9 protein-coding genes are annotated in these 13,894 nt (G+C 27.3%); 2 read left to right on the top strand and 7 right to left on the bottom strand.

Annotated features, from left to right (window positions below):
• Nucleotides 1-235: 235 nt before the first annotated feature.
• The 4 genes from NON08_RS14670 to NON08_RS14655 form a co-directional block, all read right to left on the bottom strand.
• Complete coding sequence (locus NON08_RS14670) at nt 236-997, bottom strand: hypothetical protein (protein WP_256692348.1); 762 nt, start codon at nt 995-997, stop codon at nt 236-238.
• A complete protein-coding gene (locus tag NON08_RS14665; protein WP_256692347.1) occupies nt 981-1,739 on the bottom strand; it encodes a ParA family protein in 759 nt (252 codons plus the stop codon). Before NON08_RS14665 ends, NON08_RS14670 begins: the two co-directional genes overlap by 17 nt.
• Nucleotides 1,740-2,178: 439 nt before the next feature.
• The gene (locus tag NON08_RS14660; protein ID WP_256692346.1) at nt 2,179-3,972 is read right to left on the bottom strand and encodes a hypothetical protein; all 1,794 of its coding nucleotides are present in this window, start codon (nt 3,970-3,972) and stop codon (nt 2,179-2,181) included.
• 663 nt (nt 3,973-4,635) lie between these two features.
• Nucleotides 4,636-4,806, bottom strand: a complete 171-nt coding sequence (locus tag NON08_RS14655; protein ID WP_256692345.1) for a hypothetical protein — start codon at nt 4,804-4,806, stop codon at nt 4,636-4,638.
• Between the two features lie 1,459 nt (nt 4,807-6,265).
• On the opposite strand from NON08_RS14655, the gene NON08_RS14650 reads away from it, so the two are divergent.
• Nucleotides 6,266-6,676, top strand: a complete 411-nt coding sequence (locus tag NON08_RS14650) for a hypothetical protein (RefSeq protein ID WP_256692344.1) — start codon at nt 6,266-6,268, stop codon at nt 6,674-6,676.
• Between the two features lie 4 nt (nt 6,677-6,680).
• Entirely contained in the window at nt 6,681-6,941 is a 261-nt protein-coding gene (locus NON08_RS14645) for a hypothetical protein (protein WP_256692343.1), read from the top strand.
• 162 nt (nt 6,942-7,103) lie between these two features.
• Here the strand turns inward: NON08_RS14645 and NON08_RS14640 are convergent, their stop codons facing one another.
• From NON08_RS14640 to NON08_RS14630, 3 genes are all read right to left on the bottom strand, one after another.
• Nucleotides 7,104-12,590 (bottom strand): hypothetical protein, encoded by a 5,487-nt coding sequence (locus NON08_RS14640; protein WP_256692342.1) that lies wholly within the window; start codon nt 12,588-12,590, stop codon nt 7,104-7,106.
• 324 nt (nt 12,591-12,914) lie between these two features.
• Nucleotides 12,915-13,145 carry a hypothetical protein gene (locus NON08_RS14635; protein ID WP_256692341.1) on the bottom strand — a complete coding sequence of 77 codons (231 nt, stop codon included), beginning with the start codon at nt 13,143-13,145 and terminating at the stop codon, nt 12,915-12,917.
• Nucleotides 13,146-13,396: 251 nt separating this feature from the next.
• The coding region (locus NON08_RS14630; protein ID WP_256692340.1) for a hypothetical protein at nt 13,397-13,894 on the bottom strand (498 nt) is incomplete at its 5' end.

The following is a 13,894-nucleotide window of genomic DNA, read 5'->3' as shown; positions in this document are numbered from 1 at the left end:
TGGTGAGATGAATCGCTTTTCTTTTATTAAAATGATTGGAAATATTATGGTATATTGACACTCCCACCACTAAAGTAGTGGGCTTTACGGAACTTGTTGTAAATATCAAATTAAAACGTTCTCAAACGCTCTAATTCACCTATATAGGGAAGATTACTATTTGATAGGGTATTCATAAAGCAACGAAATTTAAAGTATAAAAACCATCCCAATTATGGGATGGTTTATCTTTTTTCTATAAGTATTTTTCTAATATTTTTTCTATTCTTTGAATATCTTTTTCCAGTGTTTCTTTTTTCTTATTATCTAAATCATCAAAAGATATTTTCTTTAGCTTATCATTAATTTTTTCATATTCTTTTGAAAAATCAAAATCTACCATTGAAGCTATTTGAACTACTTCCATTTTATTTTCCATTACCATTTGCAATTCTTGCTTATTTTTTCCTTCATCTAAAAGCTTTAAATACTTTTTAATATCCTCTTCAGGTTTTAAACAAAGCTCATCAATCATCTTTTGTGGTAAAGTCATTAGAATATTTTTTCCTACAACTGTTTCTAGTTGTTCAAATAATCTATAACGTCTTTTATATCTTAGTGCTGTCATTTTATTGAATCCATTTTTATCTAACCACTTAGTATACACACCATCATACTGATTAGATCCACTTAATTTTTCTTCAACATCAACAAATATTTTACCTAATTCTAAAGCTGTTTTTGAATGTAATTTATATAATTCAGTCGATTTTTCAATTAAGAATTTATTTATTTCTATATCATCAGTTAATTCAAAAATCTCTTTAAAATTTAGTTCATTCTCTATAATTTCATTTGAAAAAATAGAATCATCTTTTGCTGGTAACAAGTTGTTACCAGCATTTTTTTCTGTAACTATAAGAGCTTCGTCTTTTCCATAAATACCTAAATCTAATCTTGAATCTCTGCTATTTGGTTGACTTCTTCTTGCTGGCATTTTTTTATTTAATTTCCCCATGAATAACCCCCAATATCTCATTTGTTAATTCCTCATACGCTATCGCTCCTGCTGAAGTTGGTGAATATGAGAAAATAGAACTTTTTACCCTAGATACCTCTGATAATCTTATGTTTTGTGGTATCGTTGTTTTCAAAATTAAATTATTATAATTTTCTTTTAAAAACTCTATATTATCATTGTGAACATATAATCTTTTGTCATATTTTGTTATAAATATTCCACCAATCTCTACTTTAGCACCTCTATTTTTTAATTTTTTAATTAAATGAACTGTATTTTCAGTTTTTCTTATACAAACATCTTCTGGAATCGTTGGTATAAAAACATAATCTGATGCTATTAATGCATTTAATGGTAAGCTTCCTTCTGTAGGTGGACAATCTATTAATACATAATCATACCCATTTAAATTTTCTAAACTATCTGTTAAAATATAATGTCTATCTTCTACTTTTATTCCTTCTACAGTACTTACAAGAGCTTCCTCATTTATTGTAGCTACTATATCAAGTTCTGGTGTTACAGTTATACAATTTTTTATATTTTCACCTAATACTAGATCTTTTGTATTTTTGCTTATCTCTTCTTCATCTAATATAGTATAAGTTAAATCACCTTGAGGATCCCAATCTATTACTAATACATTTTTTCCCATAGATTTTAATTTTGCTGCTATCGAATGGCATGATGTAGTTTTTGCAACTCCTCCCTTCATATTCATGATTGATATTACTTTCATTCAATCCGTTACCAAATACTTATAAAACTCTATAATTATTTTAATAAAATATATAAAGTCAAAAGTATCATTCCTTGTTCATAGAAGCCTGTTTCGACAAAATCTACTCCAGTTCGGTTGTGCTTCTCCGAAGGCTTAAATTCCCGCATAACGAGCGGTATCTGTATAAGTCCAGATTTAACGTGCCAACCATCAAGATTCTACTCCATGCCAATACCACTTTCGCAATATTCTGGATTCAACGACACTTTCTATGTTTTTTATTTTATATTCGCCCGATTGACAACTTATACTCTCTTTAGGTAACGTTTTCACCTCCTTTTTTTATATTATAAATTTATAAAAGTCAAAACTCATTTTTGAAATTTATAATTTTGTTTTAACTGTTAACAGCCTCCCTATATACCAATATTTTTTCTATTATATTTTATAATAGAAATTATATCAAATTCTTTTTAATTATCTCTTCTAATTTTTCTAAAGTTAAAGTTTTATTTAAGAAATCTCTCATACAATCTAATATTATCTTCTTTTTAATTTCTTCTAAATTTATATTTTCTTCTTTGATTAAATCTATATAAATATTAACATATTCATCCAAATAATTTCTTAATTTTTCTTTATCTGTGAGAATTATTAAACTTTCCTCAATAACTGGTTCCGATTCTTGTTTTTTTATAACTTCTACTTCTTTTACCAATTGAGGATATTTTTCTAAATAATCACAAATTAATTTTTTTCGACTTCCTAAAAATGCTAATTGTTGAACTTTTGTTTCCATTCCACATAATTTAATATATTCTCGATAAACATATCCTTCTATTCCGTTCTGAATTTCTAATGGTAACTTTTCAAATTTAGAAAATAGGATATTTTGGTTTTCTTTTTTTTCTGCTTCTAGTTTATCATTAAAGTTTAAAGTATTTTCTTTAAAATTTAATTTTTTATTTTCTACTATATCAATAATATCTTCTGCCCAGTCATTTTCTAAAGCTTTTAAAAAATATCCTCTTGGGCTCTTCAGAGATTTTTGTTTCGCCATATATAATGCTGTTTTTTTTACTTTATCTAAACCAAATTTTAATAAGGATTCGTATATAGTTTTAGGCATAGTTGTTAATTTTTTTGCTTCTTTAGGCATTAAATTAAAAATTTCTTCAACTAGCTCTGGAGTTATATTTTCATTTTCATTTTTTATTACTTCATGTTCCATATCACTAATTAACATATTTGATGATATTTTTTTAAAATAATTTAAATCTTCAAAGAATCTCTTTTGTTTATCAACAATACTAATTTCTGGAAAATGTATTTCAATTTCTGATTTTAACCAAGTACTATCTTTTAAAAAGTTATATTTTTCTATTAAGTTTTTGGCTACTAATTCTTTAAAAGCACCCTCTAAAGTTTTTATCGTTTGAGGTAAATTTCTTTTTTCAAATTTTAATGGAATTCTTTTTATTAGAAAGACAGTATCTATTTTTAAATAATTTTGGTTAAATCTTAATTTTTCAATAAGCATGTAAATAGTTCGTGCAATTGAAGATTTTAAATCTAAAAGCAAGCCACTATCATATACAAAATAACCTTTGTTTACCATATTATCGAAAAAATGATCTGATATTTTGATCCAATAAGCTTCTTTTATTCTCTTATCATTAAACTCTGTTCTTAAATGTTGATGATTTTTTTCTAATAAACTTTTTGCTTTAAAAGTTAAAATAGGAGTACTTACTTCTTCAGATATAACACCTTTATTTTCACTTGAATACATAGTATTTTTAAAATTATAGTTTGTAGATGATAATCTCATTAATGAATTCTTTATAACTGCTCCATAATTTTTTGAACTAATTTTAGCTTCTGTTTTTATTTCTGAACTTGTCGTATAGAACTCTTGTTTCATCCCATTTCTTTTCATGATTGACATTAAAGCTATAAAAATAACCTCTTCAGTTTCTCCAGGAATATACTCTCCTGCTGATGGAGTAACTGTTATAAATGTATCACGGTTTTTATTAAAATAATATGTTGTTATTTCATTTTTTCTTTTCTTAGTATTTTTAGAGAAAATAGGAAACTGTATTATATTTATATCCACTCTTACAAGGGATTTATTTTTTATTGAGTTTTCATCAATATAAAGTTCTTCTTCTAAATAATACGTTTCTCCTGTATCAATCGTTTCTGTTTCCATGTAATTATCTGAATCAAATTTTTTAATGTTTTTCATTGAAATCTCCTCTTAATTAATCAAAAATAAGAAATACTTATTACTAAGGTATATCTCTAAAATTTAACTTATTTTTTATAAAAAAACATCAATTTTTATGAAAAATATACCTCAGTAATAAGTAAAATAGCATTTTTTAGCATTTTTTTCAAATTTTTATGAAAAATATACCTCTTTGATAACGAAAACTATTGAAATACCTTAGTAATAAGTATGAAATACCTTAGTAATAAATATGAAATACCTCAGTAATAAGTATAGATATACCTCAGTAATAAGCAAAGTATACCTCAGTAATAAGTATAGCCTGTTTTTGCATTTAAGCCAATAAAATCAATGGTTAGATGCATAAAAAACACATGTATTTTTTGTACATAACAATATATACAATATAACAATATATACAACTATATACAATGTCGTCTACGAACTACTCAACTACTTAGAACTTCCAATTATTGAAGTAGGAGCTTCTTAGAAAGTATCTGAGTAACCTTAAAATAATTCTTAGACAACTGACCGTAAAACTTAAAAAAGCTATAAAACTTTATAATTTTGATTTTAAAGCACTTATATATTTCTAACTAGTATTTTATCCTAAAAAGTAATACAATCGTTTTTATGGCTATCTGATAGCTTTTAATCACCATTTAAAGCTTGGGTTTAATATGTAGTCATCATAACTAATAAAAATCTATATTTTCTATCAAAAACCTTGTTATCAAAAATTAGATCTTTTAACAGTGCTTGGGCAAGAATTCTCCCACCCTCTTTAGGGTGGGGTAGTTCATCCACTTCACAGAAAAATGCCGAGAAGCTAATTACTTTAATCATAAAATATTTAAAAAGCTATAATACTTTATAATTTTCATTTTAAAGCCATTCTATGCATTTATCTAGTATTTTAATACTGGTTTAGTCTATAATCGTTTTTAGACCTATCTCAGAGCTTTTAATCATCATATTGTACTATATTCCGTTATCTTTAGTTCAATCTTCTATTCTTAACCTAGTATTTTAACTCTTTTTAACTGTATTCATATAAATAAATCAATTTCTTCGACATTTTCCTAACAAAAAGAATGAGTAGGCAAGGGAAAGGATTAATATATATGTAATATATAAAGGGTATATATAAAAGAGATAACATAAATTAAATATATTAGATTTATAATCTAGTATAGGATTAGAGCCGTATAGGCAATAAATGTGATTAGCTTATGTTTCGGCAAATTTTTCATTTACTCAGCATATCTAGTATATTTATATAAAATATTTAATCTAAATAGGCATAACCCTAATAATTTATATAAAATTCTATATCTAGTATAATTAATCTATAATTACTTATCTTAATTCTAATTGGCTTATAAATCTAATATATTTAATCTATATAAACTAATCTCGATATATTTATATAAAATCCTAAATATCATATAATTAATCTATGTTATCTAGATATTAATCCTAAGTATATAATTTACCTAGATTATTTAATTTATGTTATCTCTTTTATATATACCATTTATATATTACATATATATTAATCCTTTCCCTTGCCTACTCATTCTTTTTGTTAGGAAAATGTCGAAGAAATTGCTCTATTTATATAAATACAGTTAAAAAGAGTTAAAATACTAGGTTAAGAATAGAAGATTGAACTAAAGATAACAGAACCTAGTAGAATATATCGATTAAAAGCTCTGAAATAGGTCTAAAAACGATTGCAGACTAAAATACAATAAAACAATAGTCAAATAGCTATAAACCCTTTAAAATCGAAATTAGAAACTCTGATAGACATGCTGAAAAAATGTAAATTGATTAAAATAATTGAGTTTTAGAGTTTGAGTAAAAAGTACGACAGTAGTAAAACAAATATTATGAATGGAATATGAAGCTAAAGTCCTGATTAGGAGAAAAGAGAAATGGAAACATTGGACTCCATATCTAAGTAACTAGAATTGATAAGGATAAGTAAATATGGCGATTATAAAACTGGAAGAGAATTCTAAACTTTGAAAGTGCAATTGCAAGTTCCAATGTGAATCCCATTGCCGATAGTTTATCTTAAAACATGGCTAACATGTCGTTTTGCATTATGATTCTACGAGAGATATTTTAAACGTGTTATTGGGTATCGGTAAAGTGTAAGATTTAGTGAGAGATTACAAAAGTTTTGATAGGGTGATTTTTAGATATTAGAAAAGATGGAAATATTGGAATTAAAATATCTTATCCTAGATACTTTGGAAATTCAAACGTATTTTTAATTAGAAGTAATAAGCAAGTATTGGAGGTAAACGAACATTTTTGTAGAAAATTAAAAGAACATTATTTATTAAGAAATAGTTATATTAGTCTAGAAAGAGTTGATATCCCATTTACTTATTACAAAAATGCTCAACATGATTTTCATAGTTTTTTAAATATTTATATGATTTTAGGTGAAGTCCACGCAAAAAAAAGACCTAACGGTATTGAAAAATCATATAATGATTTATTAACAAAAAAATCTGAGACTATAACTTATGCAGATTCAAAAACAATAAGTGCATATAATTCTAAAGTTACAATTTATAATCAATATGAAAATATTAAAACTAAAGTTGCTGATGAGGACGAACTAAAATTTTATATAGATAATTTTAGTGATTTGAAAGATAGAATCAGAATAGAGTTTTCTAAAAGAATTATTAGTTAATGTCTTGATAAAAGAAAAAGCATTAGGAAATTTCAATTATGAGGTAGCATTTTTAAAATATAATGGATTTATATATGATTACGAAATTTTGAGAAGAGCTTTTGGTATTTTTATTGAAAATAATAAAACTAGAGAAAGTGCAATTACAAAAATGAGAAATATATTAAATGATTATACTGAGCGAGAAAATATTATCATAATAGATACTTATTTAAAATTAAAGGAGATTAAGAATAGTGTTGATAGCTTTTACACTATAGAATAAATGTTATTTTATTCTATAAATATATAAATTATGTTTAAACTTTATCTGTAAACAAAGTTTACAGATAAAAAATATAAATGTCAAGTGTTTTTAGTATTATCATCTGTTATGATATACTATTTTTAGAATAAAAAAAGTACACAAAAGTGTACTTTTTTAAACTTAAAATTTATAAAGGAGTCCCATAGTAGCTTTTTTATCTCCGATAGAATCACCAGAAACTTTTCCTTTTATTGTAAAATTATTATTTAGATTAAATTGAATTCCTATTTCACCAACAATTGCTCCATATTTTTCTTTTCTCACTGGAGTTGCATATTCTGAACTTCCTAATTCAGTTAAACTAAAAGTATCTCTCCATTCATTTGCATTATTTAATTCTTTTTCGTATCCTGCAAAGAAATCAAATGTAATTAGTGAGTTGAAATTTTTACTTCCTTTCATTCCCAATATTAAGTTATTTGAAATATTAGTTTTTGAATCTACAGTAACATTTCTAGAGCTTTCAAGATCTGCACCTGATTGTTCTATTTTTTCATGTCCAAATAAAGTCGTTTTTATTTCTCCTATTGCAGATAAATTCATCATAGATAAATCAAATGGCTTTTCTATTCTATTAGTCATTGAAATAGAATATGAATTAAAGTCTGCATCTGTAGATGATCTTTCCATAGTATTTAAACCAATTATTGCATCACTTAGGAATGTATAGTTAAAGCTATCAAACTTTTTACCTGAATATAATCCAGCCCCAAAATAGTTTGTAGAAAGTTTAGCACCATTATCGTATTTATTTTTTGAATATTCATATGATAATGTTAATCCTGTATTTTCAGAAAGAGATTTTGATCCCATAAGTAAATATGATTCTCTATCGTAAGATACTGTATTCGAAACTTTTTTAGATTCTTTTTTCTGAGTATCTGTGAAAATACCAATCTTATAACTTCCTAAATAATCTTCAGCTAAAACTCCACTTACGTTTCCTGTAAAATCAGAATCATAAGTTCCACCGTTAGCCTCAATATATGTTTCCTTTGTATCTTTTAAATTTGATTGTGCAGTACTATTTCTTAAACTATTTTCAAGAATAACCCCATTTAGGTTGGCGTATTCATTAGAGAAAATACTTTCAAGGTCTGCTGTTTTTCCTGTTGAAACAAGTTTATTTACTAATTCTGCAAATTTCGATGAACCATTTCCTTCACCATAAACGTAGTTATCTAGTCCTACATTTTTAATCAAATCACTGTAATAACCAGAAACTGTATCTTCAATATTTTTCACTTTATTCATTGTTAAATCAATAACATTTTTATTATCTTCGTTTTTATTTTCAGAAGCAGCAATCTCATACACTCCTTGAGTAGTAAGATTTTCTAATCCAACTATGTTTCCTCCTGCAGTTATGAAGTTTTCCTTTATATAAGAATCTCCCTTTCCTGTTTCGGCCATGATATTCATCTCACCTGCAAGCTTAAAGTCTCCTGCTGCTTTATATCCTGCTGATGTTGAAGAGTTTATTCCAGAACCTAAAGAAAGAGTAGCTAAAGCATTAGTATTTTCAAGGATACCGTAGTTATATACCATACCCCCACTAACTCCCTGCATAAATACTCTATCAAAAGAATTTCCTAAATTATCTTTTATATCTATTCCTGTAATGGCATTTGTTCTAATTGTCCCATAGTTATATGCTTCTGTTCCCGAACCTCCAGCTACTATTCCAGTTATAAACCTATCTCCTTCTATAATACCATCCTTATCAGTATCATAAATGGAATTATCTAAATCAATTACTCCATAATTGTAACCTTTTGCACCATCAGTAAGAAACATACCATAGCCAGATTTATTTTTACTTAAAGACGATACATTAATATTTCCATAATTATAACTGCTAGATTGTGAAGATCTACTTTCTTGTCCATACGAACTTGATAACTCTGAAGACAATGCATTTATAGTTCCATAGTTATAATTGTTTCCTGAATTTGATGAAGATGAATATTGTCCATATGATACATAATTTTGTGCTGCTGCTGAAATAGTTATAATTCCATAATTATAATTATGGCTTAATTTAGAAGTATATTGAGCAAATAAACTTTTTCCTCCTATTGATGTCATGTCTATAATTCCATAATTATAGTTATTGCCTGATTCGGCTATGTATTGTCCTTTTGATTCTGCATTTCTAGATGAAATAAGTATATTACCGTAGTTATAATTATTACCTGAAGATGAATATTGACTCCATATCATCCCATAATCTAGTGAGTGTTGTGAGAGTCTCATATTACCATAATTATAATTACTCCCTAAAGTTGAACGTTGACCATGGAAGTTTTCAGCTCCGCCTAAAATCATATTACCATAATTGTAATTATTGTTTGATGAACGTTGTCCATATATCTCGCCTTTTATTGTTGATAAAGCTATATTACCATAGTTATAATTATTACCTGAAGATGAATATTGACCCCCAAAAACATTATCAAGTGATGTATTTATTCTTGATGGAATTTGTATCCATCCGTAGTTGTAGTTATTACTTGATGAATGTTGACCTAGCTCTAGCTTTGAACCAGAGTTTCCTGATAAAGTTATATTACCATAGTTGTAGTTATTGTTCCCTGAATATTGACCATATGCTGTTCTTAAATTTGATGTCCCTGAAACACTTATGTTTCCATAGTTATAATTATTACCCGTAAATGCATTTTGACCATATAATTTGTCTGATGAATCTGATAATATGCTTATATTACCGTAATTGTAGTTATTATTTTTATGACCTGAACTTTGACCGTATGATGTCCATACTCCTGAAACATTTATGTCTCCGTAATTATAATTGTTCCCTGAACTTTGACCGTATGATGACGATGTTGATGACGATGTTCCTGAAACATTTATAGTTCCATAGTTGTAGTTATTCTTCTCTGAACGTTGACCGTATGATGACGATGTTGATGAAATACTTATATTACCATAATTATAGTTCTCACCAACACCTAAATATGAACGTTGTCCATACGATAACAATGATGATAAGACATTTATGTTTCCATAATTATAATTGTTTCCTGAAACTGAATTTTGGCCATATATTGATGAAACGTTTATATTACCATAATTTAAATTTATTCCATTTTCTTCAGAGATTTGTGAATTTACAATATTTCCAAAATTGACCAAGACTATATTATTTCCGCCATTCTCACCATTTTTTATAGAATAAGTTATGTCATTAATTATAATTTCACTATTTGAATTTTTTAGATATTCATAAAGAGATTTATGAGATTCTCCATTTAAATTGTTTTTTGAAGAAGTAATCTCATCTAATTTTTCTAATTTTTCAACAAAAATATTTTGTCCATGAACAACAGTATTATTGTCATCATTATAATTTTGATTATAATCTTTTAGTTCAGAAAATTTTATATCTGTTTGTAAAATTCCATCTTTATGGATTCCACTAAGATTTTCCATTAAATTTTCTAAATCAATTTTATCATTAAGTAAATAATTGCTTAGATATTGATTTAATCCTTTTAAATTTACTCCACTTTCTCCATCAGAAACTCCTACAAGAGAATCGTCTTTATAAAATAAAAATTCATCCCCAATGTTAGATATGATAAGTCCGTTTAATTTATTTCCATTGTGCTCTTCATTTTCATCAGTTATTTGAATAGTAGGTGGTAATCCCTTATCGTTATCTTTATCTATTAAATATTTAGCTTCTACACCGTCTAATCTTATGTTATTATCAATATCATTATATTCCAGTAAAACTTCTTTTTTATTTATTATAACAATTAATGAATTCCACTTTTTCTCTCCAATCTCAGGTAGTTCACCATCTTCAGGTTTACCCATGTTAGGATTAACAGTAACTTCTTGAGCTATTTTGTTTTCTTCATCCAATACCACATAGTACTTACCGTCTTGTTCATGTATTTCTCCCTTAGAAAGAGCTTCAGTAAATTCTACTCCATCCATTTCTTGGATTTCCTTATCTAAGGTCCATCCTTCTTCTTCTCCAATCTCAGGTAGTTCACCATCTTCAGGTTTACCCATGTTAGGATTAACAGTAACTTCTTGAGCTATTTTGTTTTCTTCATCCAATACCACATAGTACTTACCGTCCTGTTCATGTATTTCTCCCTTAGAAAGAGCTTCAGTAAATTCTACTCCATCCATTTCCTGGATTTCCTTATCTAAGGTCCATCCTTCTTCTGCTCCAATCTCAGGTAGTTCACCATCTTCAGGTTTACCCATGTTAGGATTAACAGTAACTTCTTGAGCTATTTTGTTTTCTTCATCCAATACCACATAGTACTTACCGTCCTGTTCATGTATTTCTCCCTTAGAAAGAGCTTCAGTAAATTCTACTCCATCCATTTCTTGGATTTCCTTATCTAAGGTCCATCCTTCTTCTGCTCCAATCTCAGGTAGTTCACCATCTTCAGGTTTACCCATGTTAGGATTAACAGTAACTTCTTGAGCTATTTTGTTTTCTTCATCCAATACCACATAGTACTTACCGTCTTGTTCATGTATTTCTCCCTTAGAAAGAGCTTCAGTAAATTCTACTCCATCCATTTCTTGGATTTCCTTATCTAAGGTCCATCCTTCTTCTTCTCCAATCTCAGGTAGTTCACCATCTTCAGGTTTACCCATGTTAGGATTAACAGTAACTTCTTGAGCTATTTTGTTTTCTTCATCCAATACCACATAGTACTTACCGTCTTGTTCATGTATTTCTCCCTTAGAAAGAGCTTCAGTAAATTCTACTCCATCCATTTCTTGGATTTCCTTATCTAAGGTCCATCCTTCTTCTGCTCCAATCTCAGGTAGTTCACCATCTTCAGGTTTACCCATGTTAGGATTAACAGTAACTTCTTGAGCTATTTTGTTTTCTTCATCCAATACCACATAGTACTTACCGTCTTGTTCATGTATTTCTCCCTTAGAAAGAGCTTCAGTAAATTCTACTCCATCCATTTCTTGGATTTCCTTATCTAAGGTCCATCCTTCTTCTGCTCCAATCTCAGGTAGTTCACCATCTTCAGGTTTACCCATGTTAGGATTAACAGTAACTTCTTGAGCTATTTTGTTTTCTTCATCCAATACCACATAGTACTTACCGTCTTGTTCATGTATTTCTCCCTTAGAAAGAGCTTCAGTAAATTCTACTCCATCCATTTCTTGGATTTCCTTATCTAAGGTCCATCCTTCTTCTGCTCCAATCTCAGGTAGTTCACCATCTTCAGGTTTACCCATGTTAGGATTAACAGTAACTTCTTGAGCTATTTTGTTTTCTTCATCCAATACCACATAGTACTTACCGTCTTGTTCATGTATTTCTCCCTTAGAAAGAGCTTCAGTAAATTCTACTCCATCCATTTCTTGGATTTCCTTGTTTAAAGACCAATCTTTATTAGAATTATCTGGCTGAGGTAATGTAATTGATGGTTTTGAATCAGAAGAGCCTCCTCCTCCCCCGCCTCCACAAGCTGTAAGTGAAAACCCTATCATTCCCGTTATTAAAAACTTAACCATTGTTTCTAAATTTAAAGAAATATGATTTTTAAGATATCTCTTTAAATTTTTTTCTTCATTAAAAATATTTCTCATAATTTATTCCCCCTCTTTATTTAATATTTAAATTATTCAATTAAATGTAATTCATTTATTACGTTGGTTAGAATTTAATATAAAAATTGGATACTTACCAATAATGTAGCAAGTATCCAAAATTAAAACTTTAGAATAAAGCAATATTAATTGTAAAAACTTTTTAATTATCCTTTATATTCTGAAAAATTACCACAACTACTTGATGGATATTTTGATGATCCTGTTATTGCACAAGTTTTTCCATTAAAAAATCTACAATTTTTGCAAGCTTTCATTACTTTACTTCCCCCTTTCTATATTAACTTATCAAATGAATTTTAATTATTTACTCCAAATTCTGCCATTTAGCTGGTACCCTCTATCTTTTAAAATAGTAATTATAGCTATATTTTTATCTGAAAAGTCTCCTGTTTTATGCATTGAAATTAACGTTTCACTATCTAAATCTTCTAGTCCTTCTCTTACTGAATTAACTCTAGTTGCTTTTTCTTTCGTTGCTTCAAATCCAGCCTTACATAATTTTTCTCCTGCTCTTAGTAACTTATCAAACATATTTTTCATCTCCTCTTTATATTTTTTTACTTATGTTTTTAAAATTTTTTTATTATATATAATAAAATTACCCTATACTTGAATATTGTGGGTCTGCCCCCGCCCCATAATAAACTTTAATTTTTAAAACATATGTAATTTGTACTTCTTTTTTATTTTTTAAAAATTTAAATTTATGAAAAATAAAATATTTAATTTTTATATTTAAATTTTTTATGTATATTTTTAAAAATCTCATATCTTCAACCATTCTAAAATATGATTCTTAACTCGTTCATATAAAACTCCCCTTTAGTTGTAATAAGTTTTACATAATCGGTAATCTGGCATCTTCTTATTTCTTCTATAGTTACTTTTTCCAGTTTATTTTCTATTGAAATATGAATTTTCTCCTTTTTTGAGCAATAATCTTTTAAAACTATGAGTTTATCTCTAAAGAGAATAATTTCTCTATAAAAAGGATTTAAATGACAATAAGTGGTAAAAATACTTCTAATAAAATTTGGTTCGTCTGAAATTCCATTAGTAATAAAATTGTAATATTCTGCTGTAGATTGACTTAATGTAAATTGAAGATAGGTTTTTTCATCAAATTCTTCTCTAATTATTTCATGTGTTTTTCTAATAGAGAATGTTATTAAAATTGTATTACAAAGTTTTTCTCTAGTAATTTTAAAATGCTTGGCATCTCTATCCAGAATATCTAGTATAAGTTTAGATACCATTATTTTTATTCTTTTTTTAGACAT

The sequence above is a fragment of the Cetobacterium sp. NK01 genome (assembly GCF_024506395.1).
Classification (GTDB): domain Bacteria; phylum Fusobacteriota; class Fusobacteriia; order Fusobacteriales; family Fusobacteriaceae; genus Cetobacterium_A; species Cetobacterium_A somerae_A.
The sequence above is the reverse complement of the archived record's forward strand: the minus strand, read 5'-3'. Positions and strand labels throughout refer to the sequence as shown.

Bases quoted from the DNA above. Each gene is read 5' to 3' on its own strand.
- NON08_RS14640 (WP_256692342.1), bottom strand. From the start codon at position 12,590: ATGAGAAATATTTTTAATGAAGAAAAAAATTTAAAGAGATATCTTAAA.
- NON08_RS14670 (WP_256692348.1), bottom strand. From the start codon at position 997: ATGGGGAAATTAAATAAAAAAATGCCAGCAAGAAGAAGTCAACCAAAT.
- NON08_RS14635 (WP_256692341.1), bottom strand. From the start codon at position 13,145: ATGTTTGATAAGTTACTAAGAGCAGGAGAAAAATTATGTAAGGCTGGA.
- NON08_RS14660 (WP_256692346.1), bottom strand. From the start codon at position 3,972: ATGAAAAACATTAAAAAATTTGATTCAGATAATTACATGGAAACAGAA.
- NON08_RS14665 (WP_256692347.1), bottom strand. From the start codon at position 1,739: ATGAAAGTAATATCAATCATGAATATGAAGGGAGGAGTTGCAAAAACT.
- NON08_RS14655 (WP_256692345.1), bottom strand. From the start codon at position 4,806: ATGATTAAAGTAATTAGCTTCTCGGCATTTTTCTGTGAAGTGGATGAA.